Source organism: Edaphobacter sp. FHG110511_03, from assembly GCF_059115365.1.
Map to the genome: position 1 here is coordinate 574,788 of NZ_JBZYWL010000001.1, position 23,085 is coordinate 597,872.

The 23,085-nt window shown below is 59.5% G+C and carries 23 protein-coding genes and 1 pseudogene; 12 read left to right on the forward strand and 12 right to left on the reverse strand.

Features of this window, described 5'->3' with window-relative positions; translation table 11 throughout:
- Positions 1-6: 6 nt before the first annotated feature.
- The 3 genes from AC5S26_RS02235 to AC5S26_RS02245 form a co-directional block, all read right to left on the reverse strand.
- Positions 7-954, reverse strand: coding sequence for a HEAT repeat domain-containing protein (locus AC5S26_RS02235; protein ID WP_494183220.1), 948 nt, complete (start codon positions 952-954; stop codon positions 7-9).
- A gap of 107 nt (positions 955-1,061) precedes the next feature.
- Positions 1,062-1,853: an RNA polymerase sigma factor gene (locus AC5S26_RS02240; protein ID WP_494183221.1), complete on the reverse strand. Its 792-nt coding sequence runs from the start codon at positions 1,851-1,853 to the stop codon at positions 1,062-1,064.
- A complete protein-coding gene (locus AC5S26_RS02245) occupies positions 1,850-2,872 on the reverse strand; it encodes an alpha/beta fold hydrolase (protein ID WP_494183222.1) in 1,023 nt (340 codons plus the stop codon). Before AC5S26_RS02245 ends, AC5S26_RS02240 begins: the two co-directional genes overlap by 4 nt.
- An 84-nt stretch (positions 2,873-2,956) precedes the next feature.
- Between AC5S26_RS02245 and AC5S26_RS02250 the strand changes: the two genes are divergently transcribed.
- Positions 2,957-3,637: a ribonuclease HI family protein gene (locus AC5S26_RS02250; protein ID WP_494183223.1), complete on the forward strand. Its 681-nt coding sequence runs from the start codon at positions 2,957-2,959 to the stop codon at positions 3,635-3,637.
- Between the two features lie 27 nt (positions 3,638-3,664).
- Here AC5S26_RS02250 and AC5S26_RS02255 read toward each other — a convergent pair whose 3' ends face one another.
- On the reverse strand, positions 3,665-4,120 hold the full coding sequence (locus tag AC5S26_RS02255; protein WP_494183224.1) for a hypothetical protein: 456 nt from the start codon (positions 4,118-4,120) through the stop codon (positions 3,665-3,667).
- A 50-nt stretch (positions 4,121-4,170) separates the two neighbouring features.
- Positions 4,171-4,656 (reverse strand): MarR family winged helix-turn-helix transcriptional regulator, encoded by a 486-nt coding sequence (locus tag AC5S26_RS02260; RefSeq protein WP_494183225.1) that lies wholly within the window; start codon positions 4,654-4,656, stop codon positions 4,171-4,173.
- A 104-nt stretch (positions 4,657-4,760) separates the two neighbouring features.
- Between AC5S26_RS02260 and AC5S26_RS02265 the strand changes: the two genes are divergently transcribed.
- Complete coding sequence (locus tag AC5S26_RS02265; protein WP_494183226.1) at positions 4,761-6,596, forward strand: TonB-dependent receptor plug domain-containing protein; 1,836 nt, start codon at positions 4,761-4,763, stop codon at positions 6,594-6,596.
- Between the two features lie 2 nt (positions 6,597-6,598).
- Here AC5S26_RS02265 and AC5S26_RS02270 read toward each other — a convergent pair whose 3' ends face one another.
- From AC5S26_RS02270 to AC5S26_RS02295, 6 genes and pseudogenes are all read right to left on the reverse strand, one after another.
- A complete protein-coding gene (locus tag AC5S26_RS02270) occupies positions 6,599-6,964 on the reverse strand; it encodes a VOC family protein (RefSeq protein ID WP_494183227.1) in 366 nt (121 codons plus the stop codon).
- 50 nt (positions 6,965-7,014) lie between these two features.
- A complete protein-coding gene (locus AC5S26_RS02275) occupies positions 7,015-7,458 on the reverse strand; it encodes a lysozyme (RefSeq protein ID WP_494183228.1) in 444 nt (147 codons plus the stop codon).
- Between the two features lie 201 nt (positions 7,459-7,659).
- Entirely contained in the window at positions 7,660-8,127 is a 468-nt protein-coding gene (locus AC5S26_RS02280) for a GatB/YqeY domain-containing protein (protein WP_494183229.1), read from the reverse strand.
- A 133-nt stretch (positions 8,128-8,260) separates the two neighbouring features.
- On the reverse strand, positions 8,261-8,782 hold the full coding sequence (locus tag AC5S26_RS02285; protein WP_494183230.1) for a hypothetical protein: 522 nt from the start codon (positions 8,780-8,782) through the stop codon (positions 8,261-8,263).
- Positions 8,779-9,042, reverse strand: coding sequence for a serine hydrolase (locus tag AC5S26_RS02290; RefSeq protein ID WP_494183231.1), 264 nt, complete (start codon positions 9,040-9,042; stop codon positions 8,779-8,781). The genes AC5S26_RS02285 and AC5S26_RS02290 overlap by 4 nt, the downstream gene beginning before the upstream one ends.
- A gap of 19 nt (positions 9,043-9,061) precedes the next feature.
- Positions 9,062-9,631, reverse strand: a pseudogene (locus tag AC5S26_RS02295) (serine hydrolase domain-containing protein); the annotation flags it as partial.
- A gap of 397 nt (positions 9,632-10,028) precedes the next feature.
- Between AC5S26_RS02295 and AC5S26_RS02300 the strand changes: the two are divergent.
- The 9 genes from AC5S26_RS02300 to AC5S26_RS02340 all read left to right on the forward strand — a co-directional run bounded on the left by AC5S26_RS02300 (position 10,029) and on the right by AC5S26_RS02340 (position 20,834).
- On the forward strand, positions 10,029-11,216 hold the full coding sequence (locus AC5S26_RS02300; protein WP_494184593.1) for a pyridoxal-phosphate-dependent aminotransferase family protein: 1,188 nt from the start codon (positions 10,029-10,031) through the stop codon (positions 11,214-11,216).
- A gap of 221 nt (positions 11,217-11,437) precedes the next feature.
- A complete protein-coding gene (locus AC5S26_RS02305; protein ID WP_494183232.1) occupies positions 11,438-13,375 on the forward strand; it encodes a TonB-dependent receptor plug domain-containing protein in 1,938 nt (645 codons plus the stop codon).
- A gap of 331 nt (positions 13,376-13,706) precedes the next feature.
- Complete coding sequence (locus tag AC5S26_RS02310; RefSeq protein ID WP_494183233.1) at positions 13,707-14,144, forward strand: hypothetical protein; 438 nt, start codon at positions 13,707-13,709, stop codon at positions 14,142-14,144.
- Entirely contained in the window at positions 14,141-14,506 is a 366-nt protein-coding gene (locus AC5S26_RS02315) for a hypothetical protein (protein ID WP_494183234.1), read from the forward strand. Before AC5S26_RS02310 ends, AC5S26_RS02315 begins: the two co-directional genes overlap by 4 nt.
- A gap of 2 nt (positions 14,507-14,508) precedes the next feature.
- A complete protein-coding gene (locus AC5S26_RS02320; RefSeq protein WP_494183235.1) occupies positions 14,509-15,675 on the forward strand; it encodes a glutathionylspermidine synthase family protein in 1,167 nt (388 codons plus the stop codon).
- Positions 15,676-15,736: 61 nt separating this feature from the next.
- Positions 15,737-17,527 carry an ABC transporter ATP-binding protein gene (locus AC5S26_RS02325; protein ID WP_494183236.1) on the forward strand — a complete coding sequence of 597 codons (1,791 nt, stop codon included), beginning with the start codon at positions 15,737-15,739 and terminating at the stop codon, positions 17,525-17,527.
- Between the two features lie 53 nt (positions 17,528-17,580).
- A complete protein-coding gene (locus AC5S26_RS02330) occupies positions 17,581-18,576 on the forward strand; it encodes a phospholipase D-like domain-containing protein (protein ID WP_494183237.1) in 996 nt (331 codons plus the stop codon).
- Positions 18,577-18,724: 148 nt separating this feature from the next.
- On the forward strand, positions 18,725-20,371 hold the full coding sequence (gene serA / locus AC5S26_RS02335; RefSeq protein ID WP_494183238.1) for a phosphoglycerate dehydrogenase: 1,647 nt from the start codon (positions 18,725-18,727) through the stop codon (positions 20,369-20,371).
- 133 nt (positions 20,372-20,504) lie between these two features.
- On the forward strand, positions 20,505-20,834 hold the full coding sequence (locus tag AC5S26_RS02340; RefSeq protein ID WP_494183239.1) for an FmdB family zinc ribbon protein: 330 nt from the start codon (positions 20,505-20,507) through the stop codon (positions 20,832-20,834).
- Positions 20,835-20,928: 94 nt separating this feature from the next.
- Here AC5S26_RS02340 and AC5S26_RS02345 read toward each other — a convergent pair whose 3' ends face one another.
- A complete protein-coding gene (locus AC5S26_RS02345) occupies positions 20,929-22,227 on the reverse strand; it encodes an ABC transporter permease (protein ID WP_494183240.1) in 1,299 nt (432 codons plus the stop codon).
- 491 nt (positions 22,228-22,718) lie between these two features.
- Here AC5S26_RS02345 and AC5S26_RS02350 point away from each other — a divergent pair, with 491 nt between their 5' ends.
- Positions 22,719-23,030: a hypothetical protein gene (locus AC5S26_RS02350; RefSeq protein ID WP_494183241.1), complete on the forward strand. Its 312-nt coding sequence runs from the start codon at positions 22,719-22,721 to the stop codon at positions 23,028-23,030.
- The last annotated feature ends 55 nt before the right edge of the window (positions 23,031-23,085 follow it).

Genomic DNA, 23,085 nt, shown 5'->3' on the forward strand with positions numbered 1-23,085 from the left:
ACACGGCTACTGAATGGAGTCCGATCCTTGCAGCGTGTTGTTGCTCACGGTGCGGATATAAGGATTCTCATCTTGTGTAGAGACGGTGCGGAGCACCTGGCGGACGCTGGAGTCATGCTGGACCGGGGTAAGCAGGCCAACCGCCGCCATCCGGACCCCTGCATCGGGATCGTGCGCCAGCGATTCGAGCACGGCATCCCGAACCCTCTGGTCCTGACCGATAAAGCTCTCCAGGCCTTCGAGAGCCTTCAGGCGAACGCCCGCGTCCTTGTCATAGCGAAGGGAGACCAGCAGCGCGGCGCGAACGCCTTTGCCATCCTCACGGGCAGGGCATTCGTGGCCGGCCTTGCACTCGCTGGCCAGCAACTGGACCGAGTTCGCACGAACGCCTTCGGCCGTGGCCGTAGTGCCTTTCATCAGCAGATCGCGAATGTCCTTCGAGTCCAGCGACCCTTCCATGGTCTCCGGGACCACGCGGTTGTAGTGGACCTGCACCCGCTCCGAATCGGGGGTGCGCTCAATTCCGGTAATGTTGGCGATCACGCTCTGGGCGGGGTTACTGTACGTCGGGCCCAGGGGCGTCACAGGCAGATGAGCCACCTGGTAGCGATTCAGAAAGTTGCCGCCCAGAAAGCCCACTCCGACCAGCAGGGTCGCCAGCGCCGGAGCGCTGCGAACATGACCCGTCCACAGGAAGAAGTTGGTTCGAAGCCGTGTGAGGAAACCATGGGGCGGAATCGCATCCAGAGCTTCGTCCAGACGCATTCGCGACTGCGCCAACAGATTGGGAGTCGGCTCCGTTACAGGGAGCGATGCCATTTGAGTTTCCATGCCCTGCAGCAGGCTAAGCTCTTCGCGACACTCTTCGCAGGTCATCAGATGCTGTTCCAACGCACCTGAAAGCTCATCCGGCAGTTCGCCGTAGTACGCCAGGATTACGCTGTCTCTCGCCATCTCGCACTTCATTTCCGTATACCTCTACCAGCCTCAAAAATTGCCGTTCCGCATCATCGTTCTGGGTCTGTACCGCCTGCCCGTTTTTGGTCCTGCTGTAAATCGCCTTATGCTCCTCGCAACTCCGCCAGATTCGCCCTGAGTTTCCTGGTTGCCCGGAAGAGGGTGTTCTTGGCTGTCTCCTCGGTCGTATTCAACATCTCGCCGATGGTTCGCAACTTCAATCCCTGGTAGTGCTTCAATTCAAAGACCATCCGCTCCCGCGGCGTCAGCTTGTCGAGCGCGGCCAGGATGCGCTCGCCCATTTGCTTGCGCTCCAGCTCCCGGGCCGGGTTCGACATCGCCCGGTCGTCGGAGATGTTGGCCATCAGGTCCATCTCGTCGCCGCTCGAGTCGAGAACGGTCGCCGGATCCTCTCGTCGGCTCTTGCGCCGACGAAGCTGATCCAGACACAAATTCGTAACAATCCGGTAAAGCCACGTATAGAAGCTGCACTCGAACCGGAAGTTCCCCAGGTGGCGGTACGCCTTGATGAACGCCTCCTGGTGCACGTCCTGGGCGTCCTGCTCATTTCCCAGCATATGCAGCGCAAGCCGGATCACGCTCTGGTCGTAACGCCGGACCAGGGTGTCGAACGCCGCGCGCTGCCCCTTCTGGGCCTCGCGAATCAGCTCATCGTCCTCGATGCGCTGCTGCGCGCGAGCCTCCAGCTGCGCAGGCGTCAGCTTGCTGTTTCTCGCGCCGGGTTGAGCCGCTGCCTTTGCCATTCCTGGCAACGATTCTACCGCCGCATCCCGCAAACCCAGCGCAAAAGGACTGGTCTGCCGACCCCGGGGGATCGAAGTAGGTCTGGAGGCCAGCTGGCCTCCCAAATTCATTTCAATCGCTTCAGCCTTCATACGTCCGACTCCGGAGTCAGGAACAATGTTTCTGTCTCAATAGACCCCGCTCGTCTTGGAAAGGTAAGCAGAGCCTGCCCGGATGTGCCGTTTTGAGCCAAGTGCAGGAAGCTCTGACCGTTCCCCGTGCAATTTCCATATGAAAAAGAGAAGTCGCACTCTCTAAAATCCATGGGACGTAAGAAATCAAGGACCAGAGAAGAGAAAACCTGGGGCTTTTCGAGGTACAACAGATGTCCCGTATCCGGCACAACCACGCGAGCCGCTCCCGGGATCGACATGGCTAGGGCCCCGGAAACGGCCTGATTATCCGCAATATCCACCGAACCCGTAAGAATGAGCGTGGGTATTCGAAGATCGCGCACGTACGGAAAAACCGGTTTCTCCGGAAGCGGCATATCGCTGTGCTTATGATCCTGCGGAGAGGCGTTGAGCAATCTGCGAAGATGTTCGCGGGCGGCATCGTCTCCAGGCGCGATGAAATAGGTGTTTTTCACCCTGACTTCTGTCGGGTCTTTGGCTTTTTGAAACTCCATTTGCGCCAGGATGAAGTGTTCTGAGTAAGGGAAGCCCTCTGCCTCTGGACCCACCAGCACCAGATCGCTGATTTGCGCTGGATATCGAAGCGCGACACTCAGAGCAATATTGCCGCCGTGAGAACTCCCGACGAGTGCTGCTTGAGACACCTTTCGATCGCGAAGGATGGCTGCAACATCGTCCGCTTCGTAATACGGTTTCTTCGTAGCTGGCGAGCGACCGTACCCGCGTCGGTCATAACGGATCACATGGAATTGTTTGCAAAGCGTAGGCCATACGTCATCCCATACAGCTGAATTTACGACTCCGTCATGAAGCAGAACCACAGCCTTCGGCCCGGTACCGCACTCCTCGTAGTACAAGCGAGATCCATCCACTTCGACGAAGGAGCCTGGTGCCTTCGCGGAACCATTCGGTTGCGCGCTTGAAACTCCCGCTCCGAGAAACGAAAGGAACATCAGCGTTACATCGAGGATTTTCATGCACTCAGAGTATGGATTCCAGAAATGCACATCAACCGGCAACCCACCTCACGCCATCGCATCTGTTCCTTATAAACTTGGGTCATGTCCTCTCGCTCGGCCTTTCCCAGCCTGTTCTCGAATGCGCCTGCTTCTACCTCGACCGGCCAGACCGGCTGGGTCAACGCCCACTGCGACGGAGGCGCCCGCGGCAACCCAGGCCCCGCTGGCTACGGAGCGGTCCTGACCGGCCCCGCAGGAGAACCCCTGGCGGAGCTGAGCGAGTTCCTGGGCATCCGCACCAACAACTACGCCGAGTACTCCGGCCTGCTGGCCGTGCTGGAGTACGCTCTGGAACATGGCCACCGGCGGCTGCGGGTCGTCTCGGACTCCGAGCTGATGGTCAAACAGATCCAGGGCAAGTACAGGGTCAACTCTCCGGACCTGAAGCCGTTGTGGCAGGAGGCGAAGAACCGCATCGCCCGGCTGGATGCCTTCGAGATCTCGCACGCCCTTAGGCACAAGAACAAGGACGCCGATCGGCTAGCCAACCAGGCGATGGATCGCGGCATGAAGCGGCCGCAGGCTCCCGGCCAGCCCGCTCCTCCGCCTCTCAAGGCAACGCCTTATCCAACGAAGTCTTCTACTCCACCGGATCCGGACGCCCGCACTTCGGCGGCGAGTTCCGGCGTCATGCTGCGCGGCTTCACCCGTGACGGTGTTGTGCATGTTCTAGGCGGCCAGACGCTGCCGAACGGCGTCTTCGTGAAGATCATTCCCGAGTAAGCCAGACCGGCAACGTCTTTCGCGCCGCTACTGCCTGTCGAAAAAGTCGACGCCCGAAACCTGGTGGCCCGTGGCGTTGGTTCCCTTTACCGTTGTCTGCATGGTGGTCCCGTCTTTCGACAGGACCATTCGACGCGTCCTCAGCTCTTTTCCATCCTTCGTGAACTGAACCTCGCGAACGAAGTCCCCGACCATCTTCGAGCTGATGCCGTTGAAGTCGCCAGACTCAACCGTGCCTGCCCCTCCCTTGATGGGGAGGGTGTACTTCACCGACAACGGCGAACCGTCGTCGCGCGTGCCCGTGGCCGTCACCACAAGATTTTCGCCCTGCTCTTCAATCACGACGGTCACATCCGTTGCAGGAGCGCCGACCGTGTATCTGGTCTTCTCGTAGTTAAGCTTCCACGTTCCTGCAAAAGGATCCTTGGCAAAAAGTGGAGTTGCAAGCGCGAACAACACCAACCCATACATGATCTTTCGCATAGCGGTTACCTCGATGGCCGGGGAATATACTCCTCTCCCAACAGGCCGTGCTATGCGCCCGCCGCACGCTTGCGCCCTGCCTCTCTGACCGTATCGGCCAGCCGGGAGCATAACTCTTCCACATCGGCCATTTGCCGCAGCATCGTCCCCAGCTTTGCCGTTCCCACCTCTTCTTCCATCCGCGTCTGCATCCGGTCGAGAATCGCCGCGACTCGCGCCGCCCGTCTTCTCCCGGCCGGTTCCAGCTCCAGTAGAAATCCGCGCGCATCCTCCGGATTGATCCGCCGCTTCACCAGGCGCTTCGCCTCCAGCGACGAGATCGCGTGGCTCACATTGCCACGCGTCGTCTCGAACGTCCGCGCCAGCTCCGACGGGCTCACACGCTTCTTTTCAAGAAAGATCGCCGCCAGCATCAGCGACTCCGAGAAGGTCACCCCCTCCTGCTCGAGCAGAGCATTCAACGAGCTCTCCATCCGCCGCGCCATCCGCCCGGCCTGAAAGACCGGACTCTGCTCGAGGAACGATTCAATTCGCATGGCTGCCTTTCTCCCTCGAAATCGATTTTAGTTGAATCGATCAACTACTTACATGCGAACCAAATTACCCCCGCAACCAGCCCCGTCTCGGAGATCATCTTCCTGTGCACCCTCTTAGGCCCATCCTGTTTCTCGTCCTTGCCTCGGTACCGTTCGCGGCCCAGCAGCCCCAGCCTGCTTCCCAGCCACCAGCCCATACAACGGCAGACCCGCAGAGCGTCACCGTGACCACGGCGATCCCACCCATCCCGCTCTCGGAGTCCAACCGCTCCGTGATGACGCTCGACACCCGCGAGCAGCCGCTGCTCTACAACAACGTCACCGATTACCTGCGGCAGGACACCAGCGTCAACCTGCAGTCGCGCGCCGGCAATGGCGTGCAGGCCGATCTCTCCATCCGCGGCACCACCTTCGAGCAGTCGCTGATCCTGGTCAACGGCCTTCGCGTCAACGATCCCGAGACCGGCCATCTCAATCTCGACATCTCCGTTCCCCTCAATGCCCTCTCCCGCGTCGAGGTGCTCCACGGCTCCGGCTCCACCTTCTACGGCTCCGACGCCGTCGGAGGAGCCGTCAACCTCATCACCGAGCGTCCCCTGCCCGATACGCGCTTCACCCTCATCGCCAAATCCGGCGCAGGCAACTACGGCTCGCTCGAAAACCACCTCCGCGCCGACCTGAGCACCCGGAGCGTCAGCGAGCAGCTCACCGGCAGCCGTGACACCTCCAACGGCTTCATGCCCGACCGCAACTACTCAAGCAATGCGCTCTCCTCGGAGACCTGGCTCAGCGTCTTCAAGCCCGGCACCACCGACATCCTCCTCGCGACCAGCGACCGCCCCTACGGAGCCAACCAGTTCTACGGAGCCTACGACTCCTGGGAGCGCACCAAAGGCTGGTTCGCGGCCCTGCAGCAGCAGCTGGGCCAACGTACTTCGGCCAGCTTTGCCTATCGCCGCCACACCGATCTCTTCGTCCTTCTGCTCGACCGCCCCAACTACTACCGCAACAACCACATCACCACGGCCTGGCAGGGCGCGCTGCGGCGAGCCGATGCTCTCGGAACCAACACCACGCTTTCCTACGGTCTTGAGGCCAACGGCGATTCCATTCACAGCACCAATCTCGGAATCCACGCCCGCAACCAGGGCGCGGGATATGCGAACCTGTCGCTGCGCTCGCTGAAGCGCCTCTCCCTCTCGCTCGGAGCGCGCGAACAGGTCTTCTCCGGAGGCGACTCAGTCTTCTCACCCAACCTCGCCGCAGCATACTCGCTCACCGGCACGCTGCGTCTCCGCGGCTCCGTGGGCCACGGCTATCGGCTTCCCACCTACCTCGATCTCTACTACTCCGACCCCACCACCATCGGCAATCCCAACCTCAAGCCCGAATCCTCCTGGAGCTACGAGGGCGGCATCGACTGGACCCCGTCCTCCGCTCCCTTCACCCTCACCGCCACCGGCTTCAGCCTTCACCAGAAGAACGGCATCGACTATTCGAAGTACGATCTCTCGCAGCCCTGGCAGGCCACCAACGTAGCCAACTTCTCCTACAACGGGGCCGAGACCAACATGCGTCTGCGCCTGCCTCGCTCGCAGCAGCTTCAAGTGGGCTACACCGCCGTGCAGGCAACCTCGCCCCCGCCGGGCCTCATCTCCGAATACGCCTTCAACTACGCCGCGCAATCCGCCCTCATCGCATGGACCGGCGAGTTCCCCGGCCAGCTCGTCGCGCGCTCGCAACTTGCCGTCATCCAGAAGACCGCGCAGTCGCCCTACCCGCTCTGGGACGTAGCCCTCGCCCGAAATACCGGACGCATCCGCCCCTACGTGCGCGTCCTCAATCTCACCGACACGTCCTATCAGGAGGTCCCCGGCGTGCCCGTACAAGGCCGTACCATCATGGCCGGGGCACAGCTGAACTGGTCCCGTCGCCGCTGACTTTATGAGCGCACAGGCTCCTGATAGATGCCCAGAATATTTCCACCCGGATCGCGAAACCGTGCCGTAATCTCCCCAGGATCGCCGCCGATTGGCTGCACGATCTCGCCGCCGTTCGCCTCGATCTTTTTGATCGCCGCCTCAGCGTCCTCCACCATGATGTAGACCATCAGCCCCGGAGACTGCGGCGGCCTGCCCGTCACCCACGATCCGCTTACCTGGCCCGTAGTGTCGTCGAAGGACGTTGCACCGTCCCCACGTTGCCGGAGGGTCCAGCCGAAGGAGCGGCTATAGAACTCCGCCGAGCGAGCGACGTCCGTTGCAGGAATCTCCAGATAACAGATCTTTCCGTTGATCGGCTCAGCCATAGCACCTCCAGAAACGACAGGTCATCCTAATCCGGTGCTGCCGCGAACGGCTAGACGGCCTTCCGGAAGAGATCCGCCTCAGCCTCCCGGCGCCTCGTCAGACCCTTCACCACCGTGCCGTGAACATGATTCCAGCGCAGAAACTCAAGGGCGGCTTCCTCGAATCGGCCTGCATTGACGCAGCCCAGCAACGTCGATCCCGCCAAGCTGGAGCAGCCCAGGTTAAAGACAAAGTCCACCAGCGCATCGAACTGGTTCTGCTGAATGGGTCGCTGCACCAGCCGTCGCACGCATCCTGCAGCTTCTGCGATGTCGCCTTCCAGCAGCTCGTCCGCCTGGCTCTGCGTGATCGCAAGCCCTGCCTTCACCTCCGGGCCCGTGTGGCCATAACCGATCGTCCATACCCCGCCCTGGTCGGCATAGGCCTTCAGGACGCACCCCTCGAACTCCTTCGTCAGCCTGTACCCCGCCTCGCTGTATCGAAACTCCTCCATGCCCAGCTCCCCTGAAGACAAAAAAAGGGGGATGCCTGCGCAGGCATCCCCCCTCGTCTTCCATCAATTTTCTCTACCCGTTCAGGATAGCAATCCCAGGCAATCTAATCGGCAAAATGCGGCTACCGACAACTCAAGCCAATTGAGCAATTTGCGAACAAGTCCCGGCTCTCGCCCCTTGACAGCTTTTACGGAGCAAAGCTACTTCGCCAGCTCTGCCTTCACCAGCTCGCTCACCAGCTTGCCGTCGGCGCGCAGCCCATTGGCCAGAATTCGCTGCTGGATGATCTTCATCGCAGCGCCCATATCCTTCGGACCGGGCTTGGTTCCAGCCTCGGCAAGCTGAGCGATGGCTCCCTGCACCACGGAGCGGATCTCGTCTTCGCCCGCCTCTTTCGGAAGATAGCCTTCGATCATCGCAATCTCGACTCGTTCCTTCTCGGCAAGCTCAGGGCGGTTGCCCTTGGTGAAGCTCTCCACCGACTCGCGGCGCTGCTTGATCAGGGTCGTAAGAATCTGGGACTCCTCGGCATCCGTCAACTCCGCGCGCTTATCGATGGCCTTGTTCTTCAACGCCGACTTCACCATCCGCAGCGTCGTCAGCTTGTGCTCTTCCTTCGCTTTCATCGCCGTAATTATGTCGGCGTCGATCTTCTGCCCAATCGTCATCGTTCACCCATCTCCATTCGTCAACACTCGATTATAGATTCCTGCAGGCCGCGAGGCTTCAGAGGCGAGCATTGAGGGCGGGGTCCAGCGGTTGAAAGTCACTTCGTCGGATACGATGTTCTTCCTCGAAGAGTTAGTGCGCCTCGCTCTTCTCCAGCGGGTGATGGCCTAGTGGCGTGCTGAAATCGACACCAGTGACGTTGTGCTGGGCGTCCACACTAAATGTGAGTTCCTGCGGTTCATCAAGCACGAAGAAGTGCGTCGGCGATTCCGGATAAAGTCGGGCTGGTGTCGAACCGGTAGGAATTTCAGCAGTAAGCCCATCTTCATTCATCGCCACCTTGACATAACCATAGGTACCAACAAAACGAGAAAGAGCCGACGGATCAATGGCGACAACTGAATGTTCGATCGGCTTGAAGTCCGGAAAGTCATATACAGTCCCAGCACTGCGGATGAGTTCTTCTGCAAGCGCTCCTCCTCCCCCTCCGCTGGTCATGACAACAATGCCTGAGCCTTGGAGGTACGCAACCATATCGTCCTGGAAATAAGCCGAGCCTTCATGTCGGACATACCGATGATCGGGGCTGCCACCAACCTCAAAGCCAAGTCCCCAATAACTCGTCTTTTCCTGATCCGTTCCGGGCTCGATCATCGTTTGAATGTTCGCTGGTGAAGAACCTTATGCGATGTGCCTGCATACTCCCTTTGAATCTCAAGAAGAAACTTCGCAAGATCCGTGGGGGTTGTCCATAATCCGCCGGCAGCCAGATTCGGTTCTACAAACTTTTCGGGAAGTGTTGGCGTTCCTTTTCCGGTGTACGACGTGGCTGCATCTTTGACCTGTTGCGGCGGTAGTGGAGCATGGAAGGTACTGTCCTTCATTCCCATCGGTTCGAGGACGGCATGCTTCATGTATTTGGCGAAGGATTTCCCCCGTCACGTCCTCGATGAGCAGATACAGAACGAGATAGCCGCCATTGGCGTACGCAAATTTTGTGCCGGGAATGGCCTCAACCTGCACTGCAGCCGTCCTCGCGGGTTTTTCCCCGTTGAGCATCTCCAGCAAACTCGGCAGGGGCAAGCTCGGATCGTAAATCTGCCCGTTATGGGTGCCGATTCCTGAAGTATGGTTCAGGAGTTCCCGAATCGTGACTTTTTTCTGCGCGGTGAACGGACTATCTGGAATCTTCCATCGCTTCAGATACTGATTTACATCGGCGTCCAGATCAATTCTTCCCTGTTCTACAAGCTTCAGCACACCCACTGCTGTAACAGGCTTAGAGATGGAAGCTGCTCCGAAGAGTGTCTTCGTCGATGTAGGCGGGCCGTGAAGGGAAGAAACGCCATACGCACGCGCCCAATCGATCCGGCCATTTTGTATTGCAGCGATACTCACACCTGGAACACGGAGCACCGCCATCTGCGAAGTCAGATTCATCTCATCATTCTTGGCGTTTTTGAGGCTTACATATCGTGAGAGGTGGTTTTGGACCGCTTCCATACGTTGATCGGAAGACGAGAGCCGTTGCGCATGAGCCACGAAAACCGAGGCCGTGCATACCAAGACAGAGAGACAGGCGCGTGTCGAATTTCTGGCCCGGCAAAGATTCAAAGAAACACCTTCTCCAACTCCACCGCTAAACAGCAACCATGGTCATTTATTTGGCCGTGTATGTACAGTTCTTGAATCTTCCGGCTCCATAGTGCGACCGGTTCTATCGTCAACAATTTCCCGAAAGGGATCGGCCATTCAGAGAAATGCCGGTAAAAATCCCATCGCCTGCCAAAGAGTTACGCAACTGGCGCGCTCTTCGGCCCACTGCTCGACTGGAAGCCGTGTCCGAGAAAAGAGATGGGTCGTTGACAGGCTGTTCTCAGCGACTCGATACAATATCCTTATGATTCGGAAAACGCGCCTCTTCACTCCTGGGCCAACGCCCCTGCTTCCCGCGGCACAGTTCGCTATGGCGGCCGCCGATATTCACCATCGCACCCCTGAGTTTCGCGCCCTCTACACCCGCGTTCTCGCCCAGCTGAAGGAGTTCGTCGGAACCACCAACGACGTCATCATCCTCTCCAGCGGCGGCACCGGAGCCATGGAGGCCTCGGTCTCCAACCTCACCTCGCCCGGCGACCGTGTCCTCGTCCTCACCGCCGGCAAATTCGGCGAGCGCTGGAGCTCGCTGACCAAGGCCTTCGGCTGCCACGTCGACGTGGTGGAGAAACCCTACGGACAGACCTTCACCATCGACGAGGTCAAGGCCGCGCTCAAGCTCGAGACCCGTGCCGTCTTCGTGCAGGGCACCGAGTCCTCCACCGGCGTCCGTCACGACATCAAGGGCATCGCCGAGCTGCTCAAGGCGGAGAAGTCCGAAGCCCTGCTCATCGTCGATGCCATCACCGGCCTCGGCACCACGCATCTGGATATGGATGGCTGGGGAGTCGATGTCCTTATCGGCGGCTCGCAGAAGGCCGTCATGATTCCTCCCGGCCTCAGCTACCTCGCCGTCAGCGCCCGTGCCTGGGACCGCATGGAGTCGACCTACAACCCGCGCTACTACTTCGACCTGCGCAAGGAGCGCAAGAACGCCGCCAAGGGTGAGTCGGCCTACACGCCGTCCGTCGCCCTGATCGCCGCTCTGGGAGCTTCGCTGGACTACATCGCCAACCAGGCCGAGGGAAATCTCGCCGAGGGCCGCAAGAAGCTCGTCGACAACGCCGAGGCCTGCGCCGCCATGACCCGTGCCGCTGCCACCGCGATGGGCCTCAAGCTCTTCGCCCCGAAGGGATACGAGGCCGCCGCCGCCACCGCGATCCTGCCGCCCGAGGGAACGGACTCCGGCGTCATCGTCAAGGGGCTCAAGTCGAAGTTCGCCGCCATCGTCACCGACGGCCAGGGCGAGATGAAGGGTCACCTCTTCCGCATCGCTCACCTCGGCTACTTCGACTACATGGACACCATCGCGATCATCGGCGCTCTCGAGCAGGTCGCCATCGCAGCCAAACTTCCACTGCCCGGCTTCGCCTTCGGCAACGGCCTCATCGCCGCCCAGAAGACCTTCGCCGAGCTCACTGCGACCAAGTAACTCTCCGCTCTCGACCCCTCGAAGAGTTTCTTCGAGGGGTTGAATTTTTAACGCGAACTTTACTTGCCGGATGCCGCATCGTCGCCGCAACAGTTTCGTGGCTACGGTGACTCATTCAAGCGAAGGCCGAGTCATCTCGCCTAAAATTCCCTGCAGGCGTTTCGGATCGATCTTCGCGCAATCCGCCGCGCGCTCACAGAGCGCACTTCAGAGAACAAAGCATGAGGTCATTTGCCTTCTTCACTGCGACTTTCGTTGCGATGTCCCTGCCGCTGTTCGCCCAGGAGACTCCGCAACCAGCCCAGCCAAAACCGGAACCTCTTCAGGAGCAGGTGACGGTGTACGCGACTCGCACCGAGGGCCGTCTTGAGGATCAGACCACTCGTGTCGAACTTCTCGGCCAGGAAGAAGTCGATGAGAAGACGATGATGACCCCCGGGAACATCGTCATGATGCTGAACGAAACCAGCGGTCTGCGGGTACAAACGACATCGTCTTCGCTTGGGTCATCGAGCATACGTATTCAGGGAATGAAAGGACGATACACTCGCTTCCTCGCGGACGGATTGCCACTCTTTGGACAACAGGGTGCCGGTCTCGGTCTCCTGCAGATTCCACCGGTCGACCTCGGACAGGTGGAGATCATCAAGGGAGTCGCTTCAGCCCTCTACGGAGCTGGTGCCATGGGCGGTGTGGTGAATCTCATCGCGCGCCGTCCCGGCGACAAACCCATTCGCGACTTCATTGTGAACCAGACGACGCTCGGAGGCACCGACATTTCCGGCTACCTTGCGGGAAAGTTCACTCCTAAGGTGAGTGGTGCCTTTCTCGGTATGGGAGATTGGCAAATCGCGCGCGACCTCAACCAGGATGGCTGGGCGGATCTCGCGGGTTATGGACGTGCCGTCGCACGTCCGCGGCTCTTCTGGGACAACGGGAAGGGCCGCAGTGGGCTCCTGACCGGCGGCTTTACCTTCGAAAACCGCACCGGCGGAACGCTTCCGGGACACGGTCTGCCCGCAACGGGCGCACCTTACATCGAGTCGTTGGAGAGCCGACGAGCAGACATTGGGACAACATCACAATTCCTGATCGCAGGCCGCTTCGTCTCAAGCCTGCGCGGCTCCTACTCCACACAGCATCATCGTCATCTCTTTGGCGACGATCTTGAAAGGGATCGGCACGATCTGCTCTTTGGCGAAGCCTCCATCCGAGGTGCAGCGGGGCATCATTCGTGGGTGACGGGGGCAGCGTTCGAGCGGGATGCATATCGTCCTCAGGATGTTCCCATATATCGCTACACCTATTGGAATCCCGGCGTCTTCGCCCAGGACGATATTCAGGTCGCATCCTGGCTGTCAGTCTCTGTAAGTGCCCGCGCAGACTTCCATAGCCAATACGGCATTTTATTCAGCCCAAGATTCGCTGCTCTCATGCGCGGACATGGCTGGACGAGCCGACTCTCCCTCGGACAGGGCTTCTCCGCTCCCAGCGCTCTTACCGAAGAGACCGAAGCAGCCGGGCTTAAGAGGCTCGTGGTCCTTGGTCCGCTTTTGGTCGAGCGTGGTCGAGGCCTTACCTTCGATTTGACACATGTCTGGAAGACCTTCACCGCTACCTCTACGTTCTTTACCTCGAACGTGCATCATCCTGTCTACGTGGAACAGGCAACGGCCTATACGTTAAGAAATCTCCAGGCTCCGACAGAAAATATAGGCGTGGAATCCATCGGGACCTGGCGCAGAGGTGAGTTCTCTGCAACCGGTTCTTATACATGGACGCAGGCGAGAGAAAAGCCAGGCGCTGTTCGACAAGACGTGGAACTGACCCCACGCCATAGCGCAGGATTTGTCGGGACCTGGGAGCGCGAGCACAACGCCCGTATCGGCGTCGAAGCGTATTACACAGGCGTTCAGCGGCTCGATGACAATCCGTATCGCACCAGCTCGGAGCCCTATGTGCTGTTCGGCTTTCTCGTCGAGAAGCACTTTGGGCGATTCAAGGCCTATCTCAATGCTGAGAACCTGGGGAATGTGCGCCAGACAAAATACGATCCATTGCTCAGGCCAACGCGTGGCGTCGATGGACGGTGGACAACAGACGCGTGGGCACCGCTGGATGGCCGCGTCTTCAACGGCGGAGTGCGAATGAGCTTTTAGCAACCCCTCCAGATCATTCATGATCGCTGGCTTGCTGTGAGACGATGTGCTCGAAGGCCTGAGGACATTGCTGTCACGGGTATCAGGCCCGCTAAAATCCGTTTGAATCCGCTGTCAAGACCTCTCCAATCCAGAAGTATTGTCTTTTCCCGGCAAACCATTGAAATCAGGCATCTTCCCCTAAATTTCAGATCCGTCACAAAATTGCCGATTAGTTCCCTTTCGTCTCCTACAATAGAAGAGGATTAGAAAAAAACAGGGAAACATACGAACCGTAACCTGCTGGTATAGAAATACGGGGTCCGGATCTAAATTGTTTTATTCGAAGACTTTGCGCAAAAAAGTACGGGGTAGTGGTAGGTCCTCGCCGAAGCCCGGAAGGAACGCTCTGGCGCAACTCGCAGCGCCTCTCCTCGCCGTCGCCGTACTCTCCTTCGCGACCGGCTGCCACAAGCCGGAGATGCAGCGCTGCGTGGACCAGCAGAACACCGTGGTCGATGATGACCTCTGCCACAGCAACGGGGAGCAGAGGGTCCTGGGAAGGCAGCCGACCGCCAGCTCCTCCTTCCGCTACTACTACGGCGGCACGGGAAGCACGGCAGCCGGAACCCAGGCGACCGGCGGAAGCTTCATGCGAAGGCGCGACCACACTTACGCGATCGCCGGAAAAAAGCGTGGCCCGCTGGAGGACGCCTGGCATATCGTGGGAATCGTAGCCCTCGGAGCCCTGCTCTTCTTCGCCTGGGAGGGCCGGCGCAAACGCGTATGAGACGCTCCGTCAAAGTCACCGCACCCCTGCTCGCTTCGGTCGCGCTCTCCATGGCCACCGGCTGCCGCAAGCCGGAGATGCAGCGCTGCGTGGACGAGAACAACCGGGTCGTGGACGACAAGATGTGCGCGAACCTTCCCGCCGCAAACGTTCAGCAGAATCCCGGGGGGCCCGGCTACATTCCCTACCACCCGCTGTACCACTACTACTATGGCGGCTGGGGCGGCTATGCCCTCGGTACCATTGTGGGCGGAGGGAGCTATACTCCCTCCGCAGGACGCAGCTATGCCACCCGCTCCGGAGTCACGACGCGCGGTGGCTTCGGCCGATCGATGTCAGCGGGTCACGGAGCCGGCGAATAATCATGCGACGCATCCCCATAGCCCCACGTGACGACTGGCAACAGAAGGTTGCTTCCGCCGGCCTCGTCTTCCACACACCGGAAGACCAGGAGATGGATCGCCCCTACTGGGACGAAAGCGCCTGCTACGAGTTCACCGCCCCGGAGATCGATACCCTCGAAACGGCCGGCACCACCTTGCAGCAGATGTGCCTCGAGGCCGCCCAGCACATCATCGATAAGAAGCGCTACGCCGAACTCGAGATTCCCGCCACAGCCGTCCCCGCCATCGAGTGGGCGTGGGAAAATGAGCCGCCCGCAATCTACGGCCGCTTCGATATCGCCTTCGACGGCTCCGGACCTCCGAAGCTGCTGGAATACAACGCCGACACCCCGACCTCGCTACTCGAAGCAGCCGTCATCCAGTGGTCCTGGCTCGAAGAGCAGTTTCCCAACTGCGATCAGTTCAACTCCATTCACGAACGAGTGATCGGGAAGTGGCAGGACATCGCGCAGTGCCTCTCCAAGCCGGTCTACTTCGCCGGCCTCGATAACCCGGAAGACCAGCTCACCCTCGCGTACCTGTGCGACACCGCCCAGCAGGCAGGCCTGCCCACCCGGTCGATTCTGATGGGTGACATCGGATGGAATGACGAGCGTCAGGCCTTCGTCGATCTCGAAGAGCAGCAGATGTTCTCGATCTTCAAGCTCTATCCCTGGGAGATGATCGTCGCCGAGGAATTCGGCCCTGCCGCGCTCGATACCTACACCGCGATGCGCTGGATCGAGCCCATCTGGAAGATGCTGCTGTCGAACAAGGGCCTCCTTCCGGTCCTCTGGGAGCTCTTCCCCAACCATGAACTTCTGCTGGAATCTCATTTCGAAGGCTCCGCCCCGAAACCGCGCGATTATGTCCGCAAGCCGCTGCACTCGCGCGAGGGCGCCAACGTCACCATCGTGCGCAATGGAGCCACGATCGCCTCAACCGATGGCTCTTACCAGGGCCTCGCTGTACTGCAGGCGCAGGCTCCTATCGCCGGCTTTCCGGATAACCTCAAGCCCGGAGCCAGCCGCTACCCGGTGCTCGGCCTGTGGATGGTCGACCAGCAGTGCTGCGGCCTCGGCATCCGCGAATCCGCAGGCCTGATCACTGACAACCTCAGCTCGTTCGTTCCGCACTACTTCGTTTAAAAACGAGCTTCGCTTCACAAACGACTTCTCATAGCCGAGTTGTTCCGCTAGGATTCGCTGCATGTTGCGTTTCATCGGTGATTTGATCCGACCTTATCGTGGCACCTTGATCGTCATCCTGATGGCGATGCTGGTGGAGACTTTGATGAGCCTTGCCGCGCCGTGGCCGCTGAAGATCATCCTCGATAACGTCGTCGGCGACCACAAAATGGCTCCGTGGATGCATCATCTCCTGAGCCCTTTCCTCGAACACGGCCATCGCCTCCACATAGCGCTGGTCGCGGCGGGCCTGTATGTGCTGATCTCCTCGCTCGGCGCCCTCGCCTCCTACATCGACAACTACTATACCGAGAGCGCAGGCCAGTGGGTGGCGCATGACCTGCGCATGCGCATGTACAACCATCTGCAGCGGCTCTCGCTCGGCTACTACAACACCCATCAGACCGGGCCGATCATCAGCACGCTCACCACGGACATCCAGACCATCCAAGGTTTCGCCTCTTCGTCCACACTCGACATCCTGGTCGACATGCTCACCATCCTGAGCATGCTGGTGCTGATGTTCTGGCTCAATTGGGATTTCACCCTGATCGCAGTCGCGGTTACGCCGTTTCTCCTGCTCTTCGTATCGCGCTTCAAGAAAGCCGTCAAGAGCGCGACCCACGAAGTCCGCAAGGAACAAAGCGCCATTATGGCGGTGGTGCAGCAGGGGCTCGAATCCATGCAGGTGGTCAAAGCCTTTGGCCAGGAGAGCACCGAAGAGGAGATGCTCAAGGTCGTCAGCCAGGCCACGGTAAGCGCCGCTCTCAAGGCGCGCAGCGTAAAGGCTCTGCTCTCGCCCGTGGTGACGATCGTCGTCTCTCTCTGCACAGCGATCGTGCTATGGCGAGGCGCTGCGTTGATTCTCACCGGGACCATGACCGTGGGATCGCTGACGGTCTATCTGGCCTATCTCAGCCGGTTCTTCAAGCCGGTCAAGGATCTCGCCACGACTACCAACGCCATTGCGCAGGTGACGGTCGGCGTGGAGCGGGTCCGCGACATCCTCGACACCGACACGATCCTTCCGCAGAAGGAGAATGCGGTTGAGCCCGAGACGATCCAAGGAGAGATCGAGTTTCGCAATGTTGCCTTCGGATATGATCCCGCCACACCCATCCTGACCGATGTCTCTTTCCACATCCGGCCGGGCGAGTTTGTAGGCATCGTCGGGCCGACCGGCAGTGGAAAGTCCACAGTGGTCAGCCTAATCCCTCGCTTCTACGATGTGCAGGCGGGCTCGCTGCTGATCGACGGGGTCGACGTGCGGGACTACGGCCTCAAGAATCTTCGCGACCACATCGGCTATGTGCTCCAGGATACGGTTCTGTTCCACGGAACCATCTTCGAGAACATCGCCTTCGGTAATCCTCACGCGACCCGCGAGGAGATCATCGCCGCTGCGAAGCTCGCCAATGCCGACGAGTTTATCGCGCGCATGCCGCAGGGTTACGAGACGCCGGTGGGGGAGCGCGGCTCTACCCTCTCCGGCGGCCAGCGCCAGCGTATCGGAATCGCCCGGGTGATGGTTCGAAACAGCCCCATCCTGCTGCTCGACGAACCCACAGCCGCTTTGGACAGCGAGTCAGAAAAGCTGGTCATCGATGCCCTGGAGAATTTGATGAAGGGCCGGACCGTTCTTGCGATCGCACATCGGCTGACCACCATCCGGGATGCTACCCAGATCATCGTTATCTCCAATGGGGTGGTTGCGGAGAACGGCTCCCATGACGAACTGCTGAAGCGCAATGGAATCTACGCGGACCTGTATCGCACTCAGTTCGATACAGGCACGAAAACAGTCGTCTCGTAAAATGAGATAGTCTCAAGGCCAAACATCTGCTGCTGAATTTTCAAGGAAGCGTTATGTCCCGCTCAATCATTATTCTGCCTGACGACTCGGCCAAGCCTCTTCTCGACGCTATCTCCGGCGCGCGATCTTCCCTGCGCATCAAAATGTTCGTCTTCTCGGACCCTTCTCTGCTGGATGCGGTAGGTTCGGCGCACAAGCGTGGCGTGAAGGTTCGCGTAATGCTCAACCCTGAACGGCGGGATGGCGAAAAAGAGAATGACGAGACGCGCAAGCTGCTTGGAGAGTTCGGCGTCGAGGTTAAGGACAGCAATCCGCATTTCGACCTGACGCATGAGAAGTCCATGGTCGTGGACGACTCGGCCGCATTCATCCAATCCCTCAACTGGGAGACGCGCAACCTTACCGAGACACGCGACTACGCCATTGTGACTACCCACAAGCACGAAGTGGATGAGGTGATCCAGTGCTTCGACGCGGACTGGGATCGCACTGAGTTCACTTCCGGCGATCACTCTCACCTGATCTGGTGCACCGGGAACGGCCGCCAGAGGCTCTGCCAGCTGATCGACAGCGCGAAGCATACCCTGTGGCTGCAGAACGAGCGCTATCAGGATCCAGTGATCATCGAGCACGTGGTGCGGGCGTTTCGCCGAGGCGTGAAGATTCACGTGATGGCTCGCCCACCCCACAAGCTGAAGAAGGACAAGCTGGTGGAAGGCGTCAGCGGCCTGCGTATCCTGCAAGACCTGGGAATTGCCATTCGCAAGCTGAAGCACATCAAGCTGCATGCGAAGCTCCTGTTTGCAGATGACTCTCGCGCCATCATCGGATCGATCAACTTCGCCCCCGGCAGCTTCGATAGCCGGCGCGAGCTGGCGATCGAGGTGAACGACGAGCCCATCACAAAGCGAATTCACAAGACATTGCACGACGATTGGGAGAACTCGAAGCCGCTCGACCTGTCAGACGAGGGCCTGCTGGCTGAGCTGAAGGACACGGATCCCAACGTGGTGGAGGATCTTGGCATCGCGAACCCAAAAAACAAATGAATCGTGCCCGGGGCTAACTTCCGAATCGACCGGGAGATGCCGGTCATCTGGACATTCATAGCCGAGGTCAGGGCCTCCCCCCTGGCCGTGCGTCGAATATCGACTCGTCACGGAACGTCCCGCTTCCCCGTTTTAGAATAGGAGCTACATGAAGATCGTCATCGCTGAAAAAGTCTCCCCTGCAACCCTTGCCATCTTCCAACAAGAATCTGGCTGGCAGGTCGTCACCGCCGATCAGATCAAAGACGGCCTTCCGGCCGAGCTCGCAGACGCAGACGCACTCGTCGTCCGCTCCGCCGTCCAGGCCGACGCCAAGCTGCTGGAGTCCGCACCGAAGCTTCGCATCATCGGACGTGCCGGCGTGGGCGTGGACAACATCGATGCCGACGCCGCAACCCGCCGTGGCATCGTCGTGATGAATACCCCCGGCGCCAATGCCATCGCCGTTGCCGAGCTGACCATCGGCTTTATGGTTTCCATGGCCCGCTCTATCTCACGCGCCAATGCGACCATGCACGAGGGCAAGTGGGAGAAGAAGACTTTGCAGGGCCGCGAACTTCGCGGCAAGACGCTCGGCATCGTCGGCCTGGGCCGCATCGGCCTGGAGGTCGCTCGCCGCGCCCGCGCCTTCGGCATGGATCTGATCGGCTACGATCCTTTTATTGCGCCGGTGATCGCGCGTGAAAACGACGTAACCCTCGTCCCCATCGACGAGATCTTCCGCCGCTCCGATTACCTCACCCTCCACGTCGGCCTCACCCCACAAACTGAAGGCCTCATCAACGCCACGTCGCTCGCCATCATGAAAAAAGGCGTTCGCATTATCAACTGCGCCCGCGGCGAGCTGATCGTGGAGCAGGCGCTTGCGGATGCCCTGAAGTCCGGGCATGTCGCGGGAGCCGCCCTTGACGTCTTCCACAAGGAACCACTCAAGGAGTCCCCCTTCTTCGAGCTCGAGAACGTCATCCTGTCTCCGCATATCGCCGGTTCCACCGATGAGGCCCAGGAGGCCATCGGCATCCAGCTCGCGCGGCAGGTACGCGACTACCTGAAGCTCGGCGTGGTGCAGAACGCCGTCAACGTGCCCTCGCTGACCCACGAGGAGTACACCGAGATCTCCCCCTACATCGAGATGGCCGAGCGCCTTGGTCAATTCCTCTCGCACGCGACGCCGGGCAATCTGGAGAATATCCAGATCAGCTACACCGGACGCCTTGCTACCGGCAAGACCGACCTGGTCCGTAACGCAGCGCTGGCTGGAATCTTCGCGGGCTCTGAAGGCAACGGTGAATCGCGCAGCACCGCAAACCGCATCAACGCCGCGGCGATCGCCGAAGAGCGTGGCGTTCGTGTGCAGGAAGACAAGAAGGAGTTCACCACGGGAGGAGCGGGTTCCGTTCTCAAGCTCGTCTTGCACTCCTCCGACGGCGATGCCTCGGCCTCGGCGACCGTGCTGCACGGCTCTTCCCCCCGCCTGCTCACCTACGATGGCATCGACATCGAGGCTCCGCTTACCGGAACCCTGGTCGCGATCCGCAACCATGATGTGCCCGGCGTCATTGGCCGTATCGGAACCATCCTGGGGGACAATTCCGTCAACATCGCGAACTTCGCCCTGGGCCGTGCCCATGATCCTGCTCGAGGAGCGCGCGCCCAACGCGTTCCCCAGGGACAGGCGCTCGCCGTTGTCCAGATCGATGTACCCAGCGCCGCGACGGCAAACGCCGCCGTCGAAGCCCTGCGCAAGGTAGAAGCCATTGCCAGCGTACGGCTGATCGAACTCGGCAAACTGTAGCCAGTCAGTCTTGAGCCCCGTGGATCTCCAGGTCCGCGGGGCTTTTTACGTACTGCAGCAGTTAGAATCAAAAGAGTGAGCAATGCTGGCTTTGCCATTGCCCGAGTCCCACAATCAGGAACGACCCTACCCTATGCCACTTTACGAATACGAATGCATCGAATGCCACGAACGCACCGAGAAGATCCAGAAGTTCTCCGACCCGGAGATCACCGTCTGCCCACACTGCAGCGGGCATCTCGAGCGTGTGCTCTCGGCCCCGGCTATCGCCTTCAAAGGCGGCGGATGGTACGCGGATGGCTACGGTAACGCCAAGCCGAAGTCACAGGAATCCAAAAGCGAATCAAAGAGTGAGTCAAAGAGCAGCGACTCCTCCAGCTCAGCTTCGGACGGCGCAAGCAAGCCTGCCGCGGCACCGGCTGCTGCCAGCGCAGCGCCCGCAGCCGTCTCGGATAAGAAGTAGCTCCCCGCTCCGATTCCTCTTCAGGCGCATGTGGGATGTGTCGCGAATGGGTTCAGCTCTTGAAGAGATGAGCCTGCTTCAACATTTTGAAGGTCTACTCGTACTTGAGGGTCTGGACCGGATCCAGGCGTGCGGCTCGGTTAGCTGGGAGGGTTCCGAAAAGTACCCCAACCAGCATCGAGGTTCCCAACGCGATCACTGCAGACCATGGCGAGATTGGAATCTGAAAGGGCGTTAGAAGCCGGACAGCCAGGGGAAGGGCGAGGCCAACCAGAGTACCGAGAAGGCCGCCGCTGAGAGAGAGGAAGACTGCCTCCGTAAGGAACTGCAGTCGGATTTCGTGGCTTGTAGCTCCAAGCGCTTTGCGGATACCGATCTCGCGAAGGCGAGCCTGCACATTGGCAAGCATGCTGTTCATGATGCCGACACCAGACACGATCAGGGTAATGGCCGCCGCAAGTGTGAGCACGATCGTCAGCATATTCGCGATTTGCGCCATAACGCTGAGGACCTGCTGCATGGTAAAGGCGGTATAGACCGAGCTGGCGCGATGACGTCCCTTGATAATCCGCAGAATCTCCGTGGCCGCCGGGGTCACGTCGGAGGTGTTCTTCATGCTGAAGAAGATCTCCTTTACCGTGTCGCTCCCAGTGAAATAACGCGCGACGGGATAGGGGATCAGGATCGTCTGGTCTGAGACCTCGGACTGGCCAAAAGTATCGATACGCATCTTGAAGACGCCGATGATGGTGAAGGGAATGCCATGAATTCTGATGGCGCGTCCGACAGCAGCGCTCGAAGAGCCGTACAAAGCTCGCGCAAAGGGCTCAACGATCACGGCCACTTTGGCGTGGGTGACGGCATCCTGATCATCGAAGAAGCGTCCTCCCACCACGGCGAGATTGCGAACGATACGGTACTGCGGCGACACGCCGAGGATCATAGTATTGCGCGTGATCCCTCCACCCATACTGACATTGTCGTGGTCCTCCAGCATCGGCGAAGAGGCGGCGACTCCCGGAACCTGATCGTTCACCGCCGCCTCATCCTCGCGGGTCATGAAGTCGGGAGTGCTGGTGTTGTCCGGCCCAACGATGCTGCCGCCGTTGTATTGCATCTCGATCATGTTGGGCCCGATGGACGAGATCAGGTTGAGCGCATACTCCTTGCCGGTAAGTCCGAGGGTATAAACGAGAATGATCGAGGCCGAACCAATGATCATGCCCAGCATGGTCAGCAGAAAGCGCACCTTGCTGGCTTTGAAGCTGTCGATCGCAAGTTTGACCACCTCGCTGAACATCATGGTCGAGCGAGCGCTCGCCAGGGTCCGCTCGAAGGAACTCGTCTTCGACCTCGGTGGAGCGACGGGTTTGGGGAGATTTGCGGTCGCCATCAACGTGATTCCGAAAGATTAGACGCTCTCTAGTATCGCAGCGGTGCACGCTTTCTGCCATTTAGGACGCCTAAAACCATGACTCAAGGAAGGCTCCGTCCATAACCATTCCGCTTCATTTACTGCGTCAAGCATCCCTTGTATGTAGGCGGCACCCTGCAACCATATATAGATCAACTGAATCCGGCAGCAGATGTTCGTGGACCAGATGTCCACCGGGTTGAATTGCCCTGCTCGAAGAGCTCGGTATAAGCTTCTCGTATGAACGACGCCGCAACCTGCGCAGATCAGACTGTTTTGCAGACACTCCTGCGAACCGGCCTTGCCGCGTCCAGCATTTCGATTCGGTCCATTATTTCGCCCATTCCAGGTGGCGGCATAACGTAAATCCTCCGAATCAATCCGGAAGTTCACGAATCCCGCCACAGCAGATGCTCTGGCGGGATTTTTATTTGGCCACAAGAAACGACAAGCGAAAAGAGGAGAGCAAGATGGCATGGACCTATCGAATCACCGCAGCAGCGCGGCCACGGCTGGCAATGCGAGTAGCACAGGTCTTCGATCAGCAGCTGCTGGAGGTTGAGCGTTTCGAACTGATTCGAAAAGATGCAGCCACCACCATCCGCATCTCCGTGGAGTGCGACGAGCCGGTTGCGCGCAGGATTCATGCGAAGCTCTATCGTCTCGCCGACCTGGTTCAGATCGATCTCTTGGATGGAGCTTTACAAAAGGCAGGGAGCGAGGGAGAGCTCGTCAGCCCGGGCTGTCCTCCCCATCTCGATCCGTTCGGTCCTCAGCCCTAGAGCGGGGACCAGAGGGACAACCTTCCTTCCAAACGAAAACTCATCAGCGGATATT